General features: G+C 58.0%; 26 protein-coding genes. 21 read left to right on the plus strand and 5 right to left on the minus strand.

Annotated features, from left to right (window positions below; translation table 11 throughout):
• Positions 1 to 12: 12 nt before the first annotated feature.
• Positions 13 to 687 (minus strand): EAL domain-containing protein, encoded by a 675-nt coding sequence (locus tag ACSQ25_RS24970; RefSeq protein WP_436108436.1) that lies wholly within the window; start codon positions 685 to 687, stop codon positions 13 to 15.
• A gap of 129 nt (positions 688 to 816) precedes the next feature.
• Here ACSQ25_RS24970 and rnc point away from each other — a divergent pair, with 129 nt between their 5' ends.
• Both rnc and ACSQ25_RS24980 read left to right on the plus strand, forming a co-directional pair.
• Positions 817 to 1,485, plus strand: coding sequence for a ribonuclease III (rnc, locus tag ACSQ25_RS24975; RefSeq protein ID WP_436108437.1), 669 nt, complete (start codon positions 817 to 819; stop codon positions 1,483 to 1,485).
• A 35-nt stretch (positions 1,486 to 1,520) separates the two neighbouring features.
• Positions 1,521 to 2,060, plus strand: a complete 540-nt coding sequence (locus ACSQ25_RS24980; protein ID WP_436108438.1) for a YcbK family protein — start codon at positions 1,521 to 1,523, stop codon at positions 2,058 to 2,060.
• Between the two features lie 48 nt (positions 2,061 to 2,108).
• On the opposite strand, the gene ACSQ25_RS24985 is transcribed toward ACSQ25_RS24980, so the two are convergent.
• The 3 genes from ACSQ25_RS24985 to ACSQ25_RS24995 form a co-directional block, all read right to left on the minus strand.
• Entirely contained in the window at positions 2,109 to 3,239 is a 1,131-nt protein-coding gene (locus ACSQ25_RS24985; RefSeq protein WP_436108439.1) for a hypothetical protein, read from the minus strand.
• A 238-nt stretch (positions 3,240 to 3,477) separates the two neighbouring features.
• Complete coding sequence (locus tag ACSQ25_RS24990) at positions 3,478 to 3,990, minus strand: hypothetical protein (protein ID WP_436108440.1); 513 nt, start codon at positions 3,988 to 3,990, stop codon at positions 3,478 to 3,480.
• On the minus strand, positions 3,987 to 4,628 hold the full coding sequence (locus ACSQ25_RS24995; RefSeq protein ID WP_436108441.1) for a hypothetical protein: 642 nt from the start codon (positions 4,626 to 4,628) through the stop codon (positions 3,987 to 3,989). Before ACSQ25_RS24995 ends, ACSQ25_RS24990 begins: the two co-directional genes overlap by 4 nt.
• 267 nt (positions 4,629 to 4,895) lie before the next feature.
• Between ACSQ25_RS24995 and ACSQ25_RS25000 the strand changes: the two genes are divergently transcribed.
• The 9 genes from ACSQ25_RS25000 to ACSQ25_RS25040 all read left to right on the plus strand — a co-directional run bounded on the left by ACSQ25_RS25000 (position 4,896) and on the right by ACSQ25_RS25040 (position 10,886).
• The gene (locus ACSQ25_RS25000; RefSeq protein ID WP_436108442.1) at positions 4,896 to 5,897 is read left to right on the plus strand and encodes a hypothetical protein; all 1,002 of its coding nucleotides are present in this window, start codon (positions 4,896 to 4,898) and stop codon (positions 5,895 to 5,897) included.
• A 181-nt stretch (positions 5,898 to 6,078) separates the two neighbouring features.
• A complete protein-coding gene (locus ACSQ25_RS25005; RefSeq protein ID WP_436108443.1) occupies positions 6,079 to 6,531 on the plus strand; it encodes a hypothetical protein in 453 nt (150 codons plus the stop codon).
• 109 nt (positions 6,532 to 6,640) lie between these two features.
• Positions 6,641 to 7,012 (plus strand): hypothetical protein, encoded by a 372-nt coding sequence (locus ACSQ25_RS25010; protein ID WP_436108444.1) that lies wholly within the window; start codon positions 6,641 to 6,643, stop codon positions 7,010 to 7,012.
• 7 nt (positions 7,013 to 7,019) lie between these two features.
• Positions 7,020 to 7,412 carry a hypothetical protein gene (locus ACSQ25_RS25015; protein ID WP_436108445.1) on the plus strand — a complete coding sequence of 131 codons (393 nt, stop codon included), beginning with the start codon at positions 7,020 to 7,022 and terminating at the stop codon, positions 7,410 to 7,412.
• Positions 7,369 to 7,806 carry a hypothetical protein gene (locus tag ACSQ25_RS25020; RefSeq protein WP_436108446.1) on the plus strand — a complete coding sequence of 146 codons (438 nt, stop codon included), beginning with the start codon at positions 7,369 to 7,371 and terminating at the stop codon, positions 7,804 to 7,806. Before ACSQ25_RS25015 ends, ACSQ25_RS25020 begins: the two co-directional genes overlap by 44 nt.
• 116 nt (positions 7,807 to 7,922) lie before the next feature.
• Entirely contained in the window at positions 7,923 to 8,144 is a 222-nt protein-coding gene (locus tag ACSQ25_RS25025) for a hypothetical protein (RefSeq protein ID WP_436108447.1), read from the plus strand.
• 237 nt (positions 8,145 to 8,381) lie between these two features.
• The gene (locus tag ACSQ25_RS25030; RefSeq protein ID WP_436108448.1) at positions 8,382 to 8,615 is read left to right on the plus strand and encodes a hypothetical protein; all 234 of its coding nucleotides are present in this window, start codon (positions 8,382 to 8,384) and stop codon (positions 8,613 to 8,615) included.
• 192 nt (positions 8,616 to 8,807) lie between these two features.
• Positions 8,808 to 9,878 (plus strand): hypothetical protein, encoded by a 1,071-nt coding sequence (locus tag ACSQ25_RS25035; protein ID WP_436108449.1) that lies wholly within the window; start codon positions 8,808 to 8,810, stop codon positions 9,876 to 9,878.
• 45 nt (positions 9,879 to 9,923) lie between these two features.
• On the plus strand, positions 9,924 to 10,886 hold the full coding sequence (locus ACSQ25_RS25040; RefSeq protein WP_436108450.1) for a DUF7221 family queuine tRNA-ribosyltransferase-like protein: 963 nt from the start codon (positions 9,924 to 9,926) through the stop codon (positions 10,884 to 10,886).
• A gap of 73 nt (positions 10,887 to 10,959) precedes the next feature.
• Here the strand turns inward: ACSQ25_RS25040 and ACSQ25_RS25045 are convergent, their stop codons facing one another.
• Positions 10,960 to 11,133, minus strand: a complete 174-nt coding sequence (locus ACSQ25_RS25045) for a hypothetical protein (protein WP_436108451.1) — start codon at positions 11,131 to 11,133, stop codon at positions 10,960 to 10,962.
• A gap of 384 nt (positions 11,134 to 11,517) precedes the next feature.
• Between ACSQ25_RS25045 and ACSQ25_RS25050 the strand changes: the two genes are divergently transcribed.
• From ACSQ25_RS25050 to ACSQ25_RS25095, 10 genes are all read left to right on the plus strand, one after another.
• Positions 11,518 to 12,027: a hypothetical protein gene (locus ACSQ25_RS25050; RefSeq protein ID WP_436108452.1), complete on the plus strand. Its 510-nt coding sequence runs from the start codon at positions 11,518 to 11,520 to the stop codon at positions 12,025 to 12,027.
• Complete coding sequence (locus ACSQ25_RS25055) at positions 12,024 to 12,389, plus strand: hypothetical protein (protein WP_436108453.1); 366 nt, start codon at positions 12,024 to 12,026, stop codon at positions 12,387 to 12,389. Before ACSQ25_RS25050 ends, ACSQ25_RS25055 begins: the two co-directional genes overlap by 4 nt.
• 213 nt (positions 12,390 to 12,602) lie before the next feature.
• The gene (locus tag ACSQ25_RS25060) at positions 12,603 to 13,271 is read left to right on the plus strand and encodes a hypothetical protein (RefSeq protein WP_436108454.1); all 669 of its coding nucleotides are present in this window, start codon (positions 12,603 to 12,605) and stop codon (positions 13,269 to 13,271) included.
• A complete protein-coding gene (locus ACSQ25_RS25065; RefSeq protein WP_436108455.1) occupies positions 13,271 to 14,125 on the plus strand; it encodes an ATP-grasp domain-containing protein in 855 nt (284 codons plus the stop codon). The genes ACSQ25_RS25060 and ACSQ25_RS25065 overlap by 1 nt, the downstream gene beginning before the upstream one ends.
• Before the next feature lie 266 nt (positions 14,126 to 14,391).
• Positions 14,392 to 14,637, plus strand: a complete 246-nt coding sequence (locus ACSQ25_RS25070) for a hypothetical protein (protein WP_436108456.1) — start codon at positions 14,392 to 14,394, stop codon at positions 14,635 to 14,637.
• 55 nt (positions 14,638 to 14,692) lie between these two features.
• On the plus strand, positions 14,693 to 14,884 hold the full coding sequence (locus ACSQ25_RS25075; RefSeq protein WP_436108457.1) for a hypothetical protein: 192 nt from the start codon (positions 14,693 to 14,695) through the stop codon (positions 14,882 to 14,884).
• A gap of 19 nt (positions 14,885 to 14,903) precedes the next feature.
• Positions 14,904 to 15,092, plus strand: a complete 189-nt coding sequence (locus ACSQ25_RS25080; protein ID WP_436108458.1) for a hypothetical protein — start codon at positions 14,904 to 14,906, stop codon at positions 15,090 to 15,092.
• A 118-nt stretch (positions 15,093 to 15,210) separates the two neighbouring features.
• Positions 15,211 to 15,471, plus strand: a complete 261-nt coding sequence (locus tag ACSQ25_RS25085; protein ID WP_436108459.1) for a hypothetical protein — start codon at positions 15,211 to 15,213, stop codon at positions 15,469 to 15,471.
• Between the two features lie 161 nt (positions 15,472 to 15,632).
• Positions 15,633 to 15,815, plus strand: a complete 183-nt coding sequence (locus tag ACSQ25_RS25090; RefSeq protein WP_436108460.1) for a hypothetical protein — start codon at positions 15,633 to 15,635, stop codon at positions 15,813 to 15,815.
• Between the two features lie 11 nt (positions 15,816 to 15,826).
• Positions 15,827 to 16,096 (plus strand): hypothetical protein, encoded by a 270-nt coding sequence (locus tag ACSQ25_RS25095; RefSeq protein WP_436108461.1) that lies wholly within the window; start codon positions 15,827 to 15,829, stop codon positions 16,094 to 16,096.
• Positions 16,097 to 16,152 lie beyond the last annotated feature (56 nt).

The following is a 16,152-nucleotide window of genomic DNA, read 5'->3' on the forward strand; positions in this document are numbered from 1 at the left end:
AGGAAGGCGACTTTAGACCCGCTGCTGGCCGCAAAGGGCATCGATGTGCCAGCCCTGAACCATGTCGCAACCCACCTCGCGGGCGAACTCGTAGAGGGCGGCGGTTTCAACACCCTCTGCGATCGACATCACACCAGCCCCGCGCCACTGCTGGAGCAGATGCTGCAGAGTGCTGGCGGCATCGCTTCGACGTGCGCACGTCTGGAGGAACATGCGATCGATCTTCACCGCGGTAGTCGGCCCGAGCTCGTACAGACGCTCAAGCGAATCGCGGCCGGCGCCGAAGTCGTCGATCGCCACGCGCACTCCTTGACCGATGAGTTCGTTCACCTTCGCAGCGATGTGCGCACGCTGCGCATACTCGAGCACGGACTCGCTCAGCTCAAAAATCACACTATTGGAAGTCGACGCTCGTACGAGTTCATCGATGCTCGCGTTGAGCAGGCCCTGGTTCGACAGGTTGATGAACAGTAGGGCGTGAGCACGCGGCGCCTGGAGATAGGCGATCAGGGCCGCGTCAACATCGGACCAGCTGCCCGGATGCGCGCCGCGGTAAAGCAGTTCGTGGCCAATGACGTCGTCGCCTTGCAGCGACATGATCGGTTGCGCCTCGAACCGTAGAAGGACCGAAGGATTGGTCAGCGATGGAACGAAATACTGTGGGTTGCCGCTCATTGTCTTGGTCATGATGGTTCCCGCCATTGCGAGCCTTTCTGTCTTGTTTGGCAGAGGGAGTCGGCTGAAAAAACGAACTCGTTTCGCCGGCTGCGCTCTGCGTGAGCCACCTAAAATCGCGGCTCTACTGGAGAATAAAACATGTCGAGTTCGCCAACCGATGCATTACAAGCAAAATTGGGGCACCATTTCACCGATGCACGACTTCTGTTGCGCGCTCTAACTCATAAGAGCTTCGACCAGAAGCATTCCAACGAACGGTTGGAATTCCTGGGCGACTCGATCCTCAACTACTGCGTAGCGGAGATGCTTTACCACCGCTACGAATCCCTGTCCGAAGGCGAGATGTCGCGCACTCGGGCTGGACTGGTCTGCCACGAGTCCCTGGTGATGATCGCGAACCGAATCGGCTTGGCGCCCTTGTTACGCGTTGCCGAGAGCTACCGCGGCGGCCTGTCTCGTGAGTCGATTCTTTCGGACGCGCTCGAGGCGCTGTTCGCTGCGGTTCAACTCGACGCCGGTCACGAAAAGGCGAAGCGGATTATCGAAGCGCACATGATTGCGCTGCTCGAAAGCGGCCAGGCCGAGCTGCGCAAAGATCCGAAGACGTCGCTCCAAGAACACCTGCAGGCCCGCGCCATCCCTGTTCCCACATATGAGATGCTCACCAAGGGCGAAGTCGACAAGCGGCAGTTCACTGTCACCTGCTCGATCCCACGTCTCAGCATCAAGACTACGGGCACAGGCTCGAACCGCAAGCAAGCCGAGAAGGATGCTGCGGCGAAGGCCTTGGCCCTTTGTCCAAAATGACCCCCTTGATCCTTCCTCCTGGGGCTACGGACATCTTGCGTCCGGACCGGCGCCGATTCCTGCGAGGCCTTGCCGGCGTGGCTGCCGCTACTGTCGTCCCGGCTTTTGGCCAGCCGTCAGACTTCTGGTCCCTACCGCGCGAGCTGTGGCTGTATCGCCCCGCCACGCGCGAGCAAGTCCGCGCCGTGTATTGGGCCGACGGCCAGCTGGTACTGGACGGGTATGTGCAAATTTGCAGGCTGCTGCGCGATGTGCAGGCTGATACCGCAGTGCAGTTCGACCTGGTCACGCTTGACATCGCTCGGGGGGTGTACGGATGGCTTCGCGCCAACGGCATTGACCGGCCGCTGATCATCAACAGCGGGTACAGGACCGGCCATACGAACGCAAACGAAGGGGGTGCGCGAAACAGCTTCCACACGAAGGCGCAAGCCCTGGACCTGCGCATAGACGGTGTCAGCCCAGAAGCTGTCGGAAGATTTGGCCAATACTTGGCGGGCGGCGGGGTGGGCTTCTATCCGTCGAAACGGTTCACACACCTGGATCGGGGCCGAGTAAGGACGTGGGTGGGGTGAGGGGGTCTGGGCGCCGCGCGATCGCCGCGCGGGCCCGGGGCAGCATGCTCAGGCCGCCGGAGTATCGCCGCTTGCGCCTGCAGTCGGTGCTGGAGCCGCGGCGTCAGCGTCGAACAATGGGGTCTGGCGAGGATCCGGCTCGCCGCTTGGGACCTCATGCTTCTTCAGCTTATCCATCAGCGCCAGCAGCTTCTCCCTCGTCTCGGTCGCGAGGGTGCCGAATGCCGGGTCTTCGGTGACGCTCGAGAGAGTGTTGTACATCACCGGCGCTTCACGCTTGAGCGAGTTCTGGAACTTGCGCACTTCCGGACTGGTCAGGTCTTTTGCGGTGAGACGCACTTTTTTCGGTGCCGGGGCTTCCTCAGCATCCGCATCAGCGGCGGCCGCGGCGTCATCGGGATTGGGAGCGGCATCGGGAGCCGCGCTCACCGCCGGCTGATCGCCGCCAGGTGGCTGCGCTTTCCCGCCCGTCTTGCGCGCAAGCGCCTCCTTGAGGATCGCCAGCGCACCTTCGCCGCCGTGCTCCTTGATCGTCTCGATCGCGAACGTGGGCTTGATGATGTCGTCCACGACCATCAGCTGGAGCTCCTGAGGCGCTGCTGCCAGCTCGAGCAGGCTATCGACCCATTCGGTCGAGAAGCCAGTCTCCGATGCGATCTCCGCCACCGTTGCGCCGTCATTGAGCATGCGCTTGCAGACGATCGACTGCTCGTATGGGTCCAGGGCCGCCGACTCGTTCTCGGTGATCAGCAGTGCATTGAGTTGGCGCATCGTCGTGGTCTTCGCCGGCTGCATGACCATGCTGACGAACTTGATTTGCTGGTCCTCTGGCAGTTCGCTGTTGGCCAGGTCGATGGCTTCCCGGCGGGTATAGCCGGCAGTGAAATAGGCCACATCGTTGCCACTGGCATCACGAGCCATGTAGCCGGACATCGGCTTCTGGAAAAGGTAGCCGTGCTTCTTCAGGGAGTCGGCATATTTACGCACGCGAGCGAGATACTTGGCGTTGCGCACGCGGACGTTGAATCCCTCAATAGGGCGCAGCTGTTCGACCGGGACCTTCCAAAGATCGTTGGAGGTGGCACCAATGGCCTTCATCCCTTCTTTCAGGTTCCCCGGGGTCAGCTGCAGCGTGAAGTGTTCGGACAGTTCGTTCAGGTTGTACATATCGTTTGCCATCTTTTTAATCCTTGTGTTGTACGAATACCGCTAGCGTATCGTGAGCCGCGCGCCGCGCAAGTCGAAAAGTCACTTTTGAAGTGCTGGCATTCGCCTACTTGGCCTTGGATTACGCATTCGGGGCCGCATGGCCCCAAGTTTAATCGAGCAGGCGAGGTGAGCGGCTGGGGGCCGCGTGGCCCCGAAGTCGAAATGGAAGTGATGAGGCGCCGAGCGATGAGAGACGCCCAGGTGGCGCTTATTCAGCGCAGGCGGGCTGGCGCTTTGGGAAGCCGATCACCTTGTGACGCAAGGCGTTGTAGGCCCGCATGAAGGGCAAGAGGTTGGCCTCTGCGACTTCCGCGAGCGGGCTGTGCATCAGCTTGTGAAGCGCCCGGTCGGCAGTGAGTAGGGCATTCAGCAATTCTTCCGATTCGTCGGAGATGATGCGCATATCGCAGCTGCTGAAGATGGTCGAGGCTGGCATCTCGTACGGCCGCGCCATATCTTCGAGCACCTGTGCTTCCTCAGTCAAATTCGCGAGTAGGAATCGCGCCAGGTCGGCCTGGTCGGTCTTCTTGCAGTAGAAGAAGAGCTTCACGCTAGTGAGGTTGAAGTCGCGCCGTACCATCCGGCTGAATACCCACGTGTAAAGCTCAGCGATGCGCCTCTTCTCTACGCCGGGGATGTTGATCGCCTCTATGCGGTCGACGTTCTTAACGGCCAGCTGCTGTCCTGCGGCTACCGCGTTGCCACAGACTTGCGCACTCATGCAATCCCTTGATCCACGCCCAATTGTTGCGCCGTCTTCTCCGACTGGCCGTCGTTCAGGTATGCCTTGATGCCGGCCCAGGCCAGCTCAAAATTTTTGCTGTAGGCCTGATAGTCGGCTTCGGACAGCTGGTTGTTGCTGAACGCGTAATTGATGCGAGCGTACGCCTTGTCGGCGATGAGCAAGGAGCGGTACAGGCTTCCCCCGAGGTTGGTGAACAGGCGGATCGGGACCACCTTCACATCGGGTGCTGGATTGGTAGGAAGGTTGCTGACATCGTCGCGGAAGAATTCAGCTTGCAGCCGCAGGTCATAGCCCAGATCGCGAAGATCATGACCTGTCTGGCGCCTGTGGGCGGTTCGATGGAAGCTCTTGCTGGTGACGAAGTTGAAGTCGCGTCGCACCAAGCGACAAACCTGCCACGACTCAAACGGGGCCTCGACGCGAGCCTCGAAATTCGTGTTGATGCGTTCGGCACGATGAACGTTTTTCACGACGAGGCCATCGTCGGTGACGGCTGTGCCGTTTTCGCCGGCAACGATGGTGGGGGAGGTTTGCAGATGTTCCATGAGCGCAAGATTAGTGCGAGCTGACCAGTGCAGCGCTGCAAATGCTGGCGCTTTTTGCGTCGCTTTCATCTTGATCGCCGCCTATATGCCGGGTGTCGTGGCAGGGCGGCCAGTAGCACGCAGTGGCACGTAATTGACACAAGGGCAAAACTCAACAATAATCGCCTCAAGCGCAATCAGTCGCTGCCCATGATTACCCCCATCGGCAGCCGGTCGCAGCGAAGTAGGGCCGTAGTAAAAATGTACCGCACCAGGAAGACCACGTTAGGTCGCCGCGTCGGCACATTTCAGGGTAGATGTGCACTGGCGACAGATGCTAACTAACTGGGATTCTCTATGACCATCATTCTGATGCGTACCGCTACTGCGGGCGCTCTGGCCGCTCAGGCCGACAACCTTCCACTTCAACCGCAATCGGCAGGCCAGATCCTCTGCGCCGGAATTCTCGGCAACGGCGTCGCTCGCTTGGAAGAGGCCGTCCGCCTCAAAATCCCGTTCGTGCTGGACAACCCGGCACAACGTCGTAATCGCGACATGATGGCGCAGCGCCAGCAGCTGAACGAGCGCCTCATGGCTGAAAAGGCTGAACGTATTCTGCTCCGCGCTTACGAGAAAGCCGGGGGCTCCGTCCCGGACAAGATCACCCTGCAATTTCGTGCCCTTAGCGCGGTCGAGCACCTGAAGCAGCAGACGCTGCAGCAGGGCCTTCTGGTGTATTCGCAAAAGTTACTTTTTGACGCGAGCTTACCGCTCGAAGCGCGTCTGGGCCTGTTCAAGTCGATGAAAGTTGACGAGTTCGAGCCACACAGCGCCAGCGTCGCTTTGGCGGTGGGCCGCCTTCCTAGTCTCCCTGCGTACACGGTAGCTGACCTCATCCGCTCGTTTGATCATACGTGGCGCCCGTTGAGCTTCCGTCTTGATGGAGGCTTGACTTCGTGGATTGAAACGGCGAAGCCCTGGCTGGTTGAGTTCCCCTTGCCAAGCCTTCTTGCGAGTGAAATGGCACGTGCGGACCAGTTCGACGCTACTGGCTACAGCGAGAACGCTACCTTGGGCCTGGGATTCTTCCTGCTGAGCTTTGACGAAAAGCGCAACTACTTCGATATCGTCACTCCGTACTTGTTCGCCACCAGGTTGCGCCGCGATCAGGAAGTGCCTATGCGCTACTCGAAGTATTACAAGCTAGAGCAACAACACTCAGTAACGACTAGCTATCGCCAGCTGGCGGAATTGACGCACGGCGCCGGCCGCAAGAAGCTGGCCCGCTTGGAAGTGTGCTCCAAGTGCGGCACGATCTTCTCTAAAGACCGTGCGGACCTGGCTCACCCTTCCTGCTAGCGAAAGGATAGAAGGCCCAGGTGGCTGGGCCTTCTAGCGCTTTCGGACGTAGCGGGCACGTGTTGCCAAGTGGAACCACAGTTGCAAAACCGGCTTGAAAGCGTGGTAAGATTCCGTTGTCGGTTTCCGGCAATGATTCTTGGCCCTTGCGCCCATCCAGTTCACGGCTGACCACTCATCCGTGAGCTTCAAAAAGCTCGATGGATTTTGTCTCGCCTACGCGGAAATCCTCTCCAGTAAACCTGCAACAACTAAGCGACAACTCACGTCCCTAGCGGCCGTATCGCGCCAGCACGCGCATTACCTCAGTGCGCCTGCAACCTCCATCAACTATCACGCCAGTTTGGCCAGGGCTGTCCCTTTTGCGTTTCTGCGCGCAGCGGGCGCAACAGGGACGGCCTTGTCCATAACTCAACAGGAGCGCGTGATGTCGCAAGATCAAACCCCGGAACCATTGCAGTACATGGTCGACGTCGGAGTCCCGCAGGAAGACGTGGCGTGGCTGCAGCGTATCGCTAATACGCCCAGTGCACGCTTTGCCGATGCTGCTGCCCGGATCCGCCGGATCGAGGAACAGGCTTACCAAGGCCTGCTCTCGGTTTCCGGCTGCCGGCACCAACCGGCGTACCGATAGTGATCGCGCGAATAGCGGACGTGCCTGATGGTGCGTCCGCTTATTCCGCAAGGCAGAAGCGACTCCGCTTCTCGATGCCGACGGTATCGACGAGCGCCCCGACCAGGCAATGACCGAACCTTACCCGCATTCCAATCCAGTCCAGCAATTCCAGACTTTCTCCATGTTGACGACATCGAGAAGGCAAACGCCGCCAAGTTTTCTGACCCGCTTTCGCGGAACTGACTTGGAGCTTCACATGCAACGGCAAGGCGCCACCATCAAGGTGGGACAACGCATCTACAACTGCACCACCTGGTCGCGCCAAGACGAAATCTACGTCGAGGATCGCCGGATTGGTATCATCAAGCTAAGCAGCGGCGACCGTAAAGGCCGCACGATCTCCCTGATCACGCATGCCAGCAAGAACGGCCGGGATATCGATTGGTGTGTCGAGCAGTCGACCACCAGTCCACCTCGCAAGGAAAACTACTCTCAATAGGACACTCATGCACGATAACAGCAACAAGAAGGAGCTGGGGTCTTCGTCCGCGGACAAAGAAAACAGTTTCACCGTCACCCTGGAACCGGTCAACAGCGCGTTTGGTATCTCATCGAGTACCTTGCGTGCGCTGGCCGCCAGTTACGGGATCACCCCCGAAGCAATGCTCGTTCGCGCAGCGACTACCTGGGCCCAGGCAGATATTCCGGATCTTGATCTGGATTCTCCTGAGCTCTCGGCCGATCAAGTCGAGCACCTTAAACAGCGTCGGATTACCTACGATGCCTCAACAACTTCCCAACCACCAACACTCGCAGATGCGTTCAAGCGCCTCGTCGAGGGTTCAGGAGATAAACATGAAAATGAAAAATCCAGCCCTCGTAATGGGGGACATAATTAGAGCCTGGGTTCCATTTGACGAATCGCCCAAAGTAGCCGGTCCGAAATTTCGACCGGTTATTTTTTTGGGCGAAACGGAAATCGATGGGCTTACTCACTGGGTCGTTGCCTATGGCACGTCCAAGATGGAAGCTCACAAGGAAACCAAGAACGGGGGCGACCTCATCGTCAGCATCACCGACGATCGCAGCGGGGTCTTGCACGGCGAAAGCCGTTTCGACTTCAACCGCGTGTTCGCTCTGCCAGCAACAGCCGGGTTCTTCTCGGTGAACAAGAAAAACACCAGTCTGCGGGTAGCGAAGCTCCCCCAGCACCTATTCCAACGTGCTGCAGAAGCCATGCAGTATGCAAAAGTCGGACAGAAGCTCAGTCGTCTGGGCGTTCGACTTAACTAGGAAAGGGTAGTACCGACAACTCTCCCCAATTGGGGCGGGTTGTCCCTGGTGCGGTTTCAGCCGAGACCGCAGCAGGGACAACCCGTCCATTTACCTACCTTTGAGGAAAGACCTGTATGAACACTACCCTGACCACTCTGAAGAACTCGTCGTTTCAATGGATGCTCGCACTGGGTGTACCTCCAGGCGATGTTAATTGGCTCGAAAGCATGAGTGGTTCGGTCGAGCTGCACCTGCTTGGCAACCGCGAGCGCGTCGAACGCATCTGGACGACCGCGATCGCTGGCATGCTCAAGAGCGATTCGCCTGTAGCACATCTTGCGCAGGCACTGAACTGACGAAAAGCCGGCACTCGACGACGAGTGTCGGCTCCCCCCCAAACCGTTCTCTCATCCCTGCTCGGCAGCGATGAGCGACATGCTCAAGCCTTTCCCCCGCCATCTTCATGGCACCTACGTCCAGTTCAGCAGAGCAGTAAGCCTTGGCCTTGCGCCCGGGACCAGCTCAACACAGCAACGCGCCAGCACCGATCGCTGGCGCCGGACGTCTCCAACAATCCTTTCACGAAAATCATCATGCCTGAAACAACCTCGCACGCGGACGCGCAGTTCCGCTTCGCACGCTTCACCAAGGAGGCGCACGATCTGCAATCCGGCCTTCCTACTGGCCCGGTACGCGTGCGCTATTCATCCCATCAATGGAACGAGGTCGTCAAACGCCATGAACCTGTGTACGCGTGCTATCGCGCGTCGGACCGCTTCTCGCTTGGCACCTGGTACAAGAACGCCCTCGAGCGCTTCAGCAAGTAAGTTCGCACCTGCGGAGGATTGTCAGATCCTTCGCAAGTGTCACCCCAGCACCCGCACCGTTCTTCCATTCGCCTGGACTGGAAGAGCGTCAGCTCAAGGTTTTCTCAATGCCGCTATCGGCATCCTCACTTCTGCCACTCGGCAGGCCTCAACAACACAGCCGCATAGCGGCACGAAAACCTGGAGCACGACATGGGCGCAACAATCAGCATCAACAAGAAGGTAGCCGGCTTCGCACGCAGTAACGGCGAGATCGTCTACATCACGTTCGAGGAGACCTGCTCGAAGCGCGACGATCCGCGCACGCCTCGCTGGAACGCGCGGGCCATTGGTTCCTACGACGACGTGATGCAAATAGTGTTCAGTTCAGCCGCGGCCACCGAAGGCGGCAGCCTGCAAACGCGCTCGGGCTGCACCAGTCCGGAAGCCTACATTCAAAAATGGCGCAGTGAATTCAAGGCGCCGGTCCCGATGCCGGACATGGCGATCCAGCTGAAACTCGGCGGCGCTTCCATTTACTCGACGATCGAGGACAAGGAAGTCGATGAGGCTCTGGCTGTCCTTGCAAAGCACGGTCGCAACGACCTGGTTGACGGCTTGCGTGCTGGCCCGGTCACATTGAGCCTTCACGACGACGTCGACATCATCATCGCTCTCTACGGCGTGGACGCGAAGCTCTCCCTGTGGAAGATCGTGAACGGTGGACCGCCACACGGTACCGGCGCAGACTGGCTCGCTCCAGCGAAGCGGAATGCACCGGTCATGGCACCGACAGTCGATGCATATCGCGTCGACGAACATAACGTCTTGGTGAGCATTGGCGGTGCGCCATACGAGATCTTGGGGTGGGACTACAGGGCAGTCGTCCAGTACACGCGGGATGTTGTGCTGCCGCTGGAACTGCGCTGCGATGGCGCTGCAAAGAAGATGATTGCCGCGTTCAGGGACAAGCTGGCTGCTGCACCTAAGCTTCCAGACAGCGCCACGTTGACCATCATCCCGGCCGCCGGAGACCACCGTTACTACATCGAGAATGCGGAGAGTCTGGTCAGCAAACTCGGCGTCGTCATCGGCACCGACCCTGTGTCTGCGACCTTCAAAGTCACTTTCGGCGACGTAAAGGCTATAGGGGAAGAGCGTCTTCTGTCGACGCTGCAGGCCGCTCAGGTTCAATGGTCCGCGGCGCTTCACGGCGATGAAGTCGCAGTCGACATGCTGACCGCAAACCCACAAGCCTACACCGAACAGGCCGCGCTGTTCTAACAACCACGCGGCGCCGCTCAGGCGCCGTACAACCCCTTAAAAATCATGAACAACAATATGCCAGTAGGGCAGGTCAACGCGCACCTGTCAGAAGAGTTCGTAATGCGGGTCGGTATACCGCACAGCAGTGGCCGCTTGGCCTTCCACGCGTTCGAGTCCGGGTATCCATGCATGGTGTCCAGCTCGGCCTTCTGGAACCGGGCCAAACAGCGCTTTCATATGCCCGAGTACACGGACTTAAGCGAGACAGACTTCGCCCTTGATAGTGCGGGCTTCGTGGCCGTCAGTTTATGGGGGCGCAAAGGAACGCAACCAGGCATGGCCGGCATCTATCCATGGACAATGGCGCAGTATGTTGAGTTCGCGACTTCGACCAGTGCCAGCTGGTGGTCGCAGCCAGACCTATGTACGGAGGCCGAGGTAGCCAAGGACCGCGAAGAGGTTCGCTATCGTATCCGAGCTACCGCAACGCTCCTGGAAGGGGTCCTGCGAACGCTCTATGCGTGGCAGGACGAACTCAGCAAGCAATGCAACTCCACGGTTGTGGCGAATATGTTGCGGCCGTGTGTGCCCATCATCCAGGGGCGAACCATCGAGGATTATCAGTTCTCGATGGAGCTTATGTTGGATGTGTGGTCGCGCTGGGAGCCGTGGCTTGCGCCCCCTGCGCTGATCGGAATTGGCTCGATGTGCCGGCGTGATCTGAACGATCCGGAGCAAGGCCTCTTGGCCATTCTGGAAGGCGTGAAGAATTACGTCCCCAAAGGCTCTCGCCTGCATGTCTTCGGGGCTAAGGGCACCGCCCTGGATCAGATCTCGCAGATGGACTTTGTCGCCGGGTCCGATTCGATGGCGTGGGACTTCTCGACGCGCATGAGCGCCTGTAAAGCAGGTGTCTCCAATACCATCGAGCGGCGGAAGTCTGGGATGACGGAATGGATGCAAGCTGCCCTTGCGCGCATCACACCTTTGGAGGAACGTCGCCCTGGTCTTCTACTGGCGGCATGAGAACCGTTCGCCTAAAGCGATCCACAAAAACCAAGCGCGCCCTCGAGGCGCGCTTTTTTCATTTTTGTTGCTGTCACTTTGCCGCTCGGCCGTCCATGATGCTTTCTGCGCACCGCCGCGCCGAGAAGTCCTGCTCGTGGAAGTCCATCACAGCGTCCTGCTCGTTGGCGCTCAGCGCCGGCGCACTGCCAAGCTCGTTCAGCTGGCCCTGCACCTGCTCCATGAAGTTCGATACTCCGTTGTTCATTCCCCGATCCTTTACTGGTAGATGCGCGCGAGCGCTACTGTTTGCGCCAGACCAGGCTGTTCTCTGGACTGGAAGGTGCGTTTAACGCACCTATCATAACCCAAACTTGCTCGAATTGGACAGTCGCCCCTACTCGCGCGCATGCAATGACGCCTACCCGAAACTGGTGAAGTGCCCGAATGCGGACAAAAAAAACGAACGACTCAGGCAAGCACGAGTGCCTTGCTCCTTCAACATGGAGCCCACCAAGGGACATTGGTCCCACCGGCGCCTCGCGGGAGCAGGGGCCTCAACTAGAACGATGAACACGGACACGTTACAGACGATGGCTGTCTACTCAGAACCTGGTGGCGTGGGCCTATCCTTCATAGGCTCTCTGGCGCCATGAACACGTTCGCTGACGTGCTGCAGGCGCTCGACAGCCTGGGTGTTCACGATACCCTGACCGCGTTGGGTGTCGGAGTCGTAACCTGCTTGATCGGACCGCTCGCGCACGAGCTCGGCCACCTCGCACCAGCACGGCTATTCTGCGGCGCCGGCCGCTTGTGCTTTTTCCCTTACCGCGACCTTGGCGGGGTGAAGGCATGGATCGTGGTGTTCGCGATCGATGTCCCTGACGAACGCTTTCACGGGCTGTCTGCGGGAAGGGCCGGGATTGTCCTATCCGGTGGCCCGATCGCCGACCTGTTGTTTTCCACCTGCTGTGCACTGGTATGGCAGCTGCTTCCGAGTCCGATCGGCGTGGGCATCGCCGTAGGTGGCGCTGCACGTGCCGCTGTCTGGCTCCTCAACGTGATTCCCATTCCAGCCCTCGGAAACGATGGTGCCCGGTTCGTGGAACTTGTGCTTCGGCGTCGCTTCAACGCTGCACCGTTACATGGATCCCGGCCATGACGGATGCGATGCTCATCGGCGCGACGCTGGCAGCGATCCTCTTCTTTGGCCTCTGGCGGGTGGAACGCACGAAAGCCGGAAGGGCGCTGGATGACGCCGCGCTGCTGACCAATCAGCTGGACCAGCAGCGCCAGCACATGAACGCACTAACGGGCGTCCTGCTCGAACTAGACGGCGGGGTTGAAGCGCGGGTTGAGGAACATGCGCAGTTGGCGCTCGCGCTTCAGAAAGACTCCGCTTTCTTGAGAGATCGTCCCGAACTGGCCGTGTACCTAAATAGAAACAATAGTCTTTACTGCGAACTTCAGAAAATATTGCCAGGTCGTGCACACGATCCGTTAATAGCTACAGCCGATAAATAGGCGGGAACGAGCATCTCGATTGACGAGTTTCACTTTATTTTGGAATTAAAACGATGAAAAAGTACGTTATTGTATCTGGAACCACTCCGTCTGAGCTGGAAGACAAGGTTGCGCATAATCTGCATTTTATGTATGTACTCTGCGGTGGAGTAGCGTTTGCAAACGGGGTCTTCTATCAAGCAATGTGGCATCCAGAGGTTTGAGTCCCTGCATATGCTTCTGACCCCTTCAGATATTACGACAAGTATTGAGGAGTTGCAGTCTTTTGCTCCAAGCGAACACCTTTGCAGGCTAGGCAGCGTTCCAGTGCTTGTGACAAGCGTTCACGGATTTGCGCATATGCGGGATAACCAGCGGAAGTCTGCCGATAACGGAAGCCTAGAGTTTTCATACTTGCTTGCAAAAGCGATTGGCTGTTCCTGGATGGCTGTGCACATGCACGACATGATTGACAGCAATTACCACTCGGATACGCCTTTCAAACGTGACGTAGCTAAGCTTGTCGAGCAAACAAACATCCAGCTGGTCATTGACATTCATGGAGCTCATGCGTATCGGCCATTTGACGTGGACGTCGGCACATTAAAGGGAGAGTCGTGGCGGGGCAATGGAAATTGGAACACTGTACTGCTCGACAATTTGAGAAACTGCGGGTTTCTCGCGACTGATAACGCTTACTTCAACGGCGGGGTTGGGCGGGATGCAGTGGAAACTATGGTCTCCTTCTGTAATAAGATTGGAGTGCCGGCCGTACAACTCGAAATCTCTTCCGCTTATTTAGCGGAATTAGAAACCCGCCTGAGCATGCATCTTCGCTTAAAGCTTCTGTATGCCCTAAGCAATTTTACAGAAAGCGTTATCGACTCGGAAAGAATGATTTGATGAGGCTTTTGATTCTTGAGCAGCATCGCAGCCCAGAAAACGAGATATTTGAAACGGTGGCGCGCGAACGCAGTATTAATGTAGAAACGATAGACCCCGTTAGATTGTGCTTTGACGGCAACTTACTTGTTGACGACCGTGGCTCAACACTTGAGCTGAATTATGACGCGATCGCTATTCGTAGCTATAGACGATTTTCTTTAGTCAAGCAAGCGGCGCGGCAATTTGCGAATGCAGGCAAACCGGTATATGGTCTCAATGTAGAACATCACGCATTCACGCAGGATAAATTCAGCGATATACTCGATTTGCATGCTGCTGGCGTTCCGGTGCCGCTTACGGCTAGTCTGCCGACGGGAATTAGTGGGCATCTTCCTGGCGCAGGTATTGTAGCGAAAGAGAACTGGGGATTCGGCGGAGCTGGAGTTAGTCTGATCGGCGAAGCCAGTGTCGGGCCTGAGCAGCTTTACAATTTGCACTTTCAGGAGTTTCTGCCGGCTCAAGAAGACTGGCGCGTGCTTGTCTGTGAAGGTCGCGCGCTCCCTTGGGTGATCGTTCGGGAGCCAACGCCAGGTGACTTTCGGACCAACACGCATCAAGGGGGAATCCCAACGGTCTGCCACGCAAGCATGCTTCCGGATCTCTACAAGGAACTTTCTACTGTGGCGGAAACGGCCGCCAATGTACTTGGACGGCCATGTGCTGGGGTCGACTTGCGCCAGGGGCGCAATGGCCCAGTGGTGTTAGAAGTGAATAGAACTCCGCGCCTGCGATTAGGCGAGCATACCTCATCCATTGTAGGGCGTTATCTTGACGCGTGGATTAACGGCTGCGAAGCGTCTGGACCAACCTAGTCGGACACCCTGACGGCGCACCGTACTATCCCCGCGCCGACTCGTACCGGGTGAGTGTAGGCCTGGTCTTGCCGCTGGTGCTCAACGTGATCAAAAAACCGAAGCGCTGAACCAGCGTAAAAACCTGATCCAGACCGAAAAGTAGATCGACGCATACGACCTGGAACCGGGCGGCCGTATCTGCAGGTGTCGCAAAAAAGGCTCGAAGAGATGTACGCGTCAGTGCTATGATGATGCCCATTGGGCACCGTTACATAGGAGAAATTTTGAGCTTGCCACAGCAGGACTTCTTGCGGGACGCGATGCTTGAACTTGGCCTAACGCGCGAAGCTTTTGCCAAGCGCATCGGTGCGCCCTGGGAGACATTCAAGAAGTGGCTTCTGCCTGCCGAGTCAGGCGGTAGCCGCGAAATGCCCGCGATCGCCTGGGCACTCGTGCGGGAAGTGCTTGAACACGAGCGCCTGAAACGAGAATGCGAAGCGTTGAAAACGAAAGCTAAAAAGAAGAGTTGACGGGTGCCCAATGGGCACCTAGAATAAACTTCTCTTAACGGAGTCGGGAAACGACATGATGATGATGAGCGATGAACTGCTGGACGCATACACCGAGTTTAATGACGCCGCGGTGGCCATGACGACCTGCCAGCTTGCTCAGGCTACCGAGGCAGGCCAGCGCCTCGAAGTGGCCCGCAAGCGCTTCCAAACGCTGTTCATGCAGTCGTTGAAAGAATCCGCCATCGCTGCTCGCGATCGCTCCTAAGCCCAAGGAAAAATCGAACATGCTGACCGAACTCCAACCTGACCTGCGCGAGCTACTTAACCTGGTTCGCAAGGTCGAGAACTTTGACGCGACGCTTGTCGCATCCCAGCTCGCCGGCAAACCGATCGAGCCGGCGCCGGACGCTTACGAGCAGCGTCGGCGCAACGAACAGCGCATCGTCCAGCTGCGCGACAAGTGGGACATCTAGGAGGTCCACCGGTGGTTAGACCGCGAAGCAATGACCAGCTCGTGCGCGCATACTAGCCAGAGAGTGCCCATAAAGTTTCCGCCCAGCGCTGAGATAGCAACTGATCAAGGAGAATGTAATGGACCTATTTACAGCACTAATTTTCACTGACGACGACAGCCAACCTGGTAAGGCAGGGGATAGTAGGCTTTTCCGCATCCTCTTATGGATCGGCGGAATTGTTGTCTTTGCCGGCGCCGTCTTGTTGTTGAAAAGCGCCTCGACGGAATGGCGCGTTACCCACATGCCGTCGCTGTCTACGCAATATGAACGCCAGCAGGTCGATGCGCTGAAGTCTCTACAAGAGCTCGAACGAGCAGTTAGCGCAGCATCGAGGTAAGGCGGAAACAACTTGGTGCCGAAAGGTGCCCCGATGCGGCCGGACGGCAAAGATGTATGGTGACGAGCGCGACGGAGCGTGAAGCACGCGTGTGAAGAGCCCGCTCCTTACCACCTGGCCGTGACGGTCGCAAAGCAGAGCTAAAGCCCGCGGAAAAAAGCATGAAACTCGACTGGAAGAAGGCCCTGCGCGACGTAAAGTGCGCTCTCGGTCGGCACGCTTGGAAGCGCACGACAGACGGCGCCGATTACCTGGCAGGGTTCAACACGCGCGGCTGCGATCACTGCCCGGCGAAGCAGATCTTTGCACCCGAACTAGGCCGCTGGCTCGACAACACGAAATAACCCGAGAAAGCATGAGCACCTATTACTACCTCGTGTGCCTGGAAACAATGCAGTCGGTCGAAGTGTCCGCCCGTATCGGCGGCAGCGTCCGGGCAAGCCAAGAGCCTAAGGCGCTCGCGATGTTCTGCGTCGCGCACGCCGGCATGCGCGTCGAAATGATGAGCGAGGGCCAGCTGGAGGGCCGCAATCTGGATCACGGCGAGCTTACCGAGTGGACCGACGCGAACGCCGAGGAACGTTTCAAAGCGGTGGACGGCGAGACCCCGCCAAACTACGACTAAACCAGCGGAAAAATCTATGAACAAAAGGACGCCGAAGCCACAACCTCACATTCTGG

The organism is Massilia sp. LjRoot122 (assembly GCF_964252725.1).
Taxonomy (GTDB): domain Bacteria; phylum Pseudomonadota; class Gammaproteobacteria; order Burkholderiales; family Burkholderiaceae_D; genus Telluria.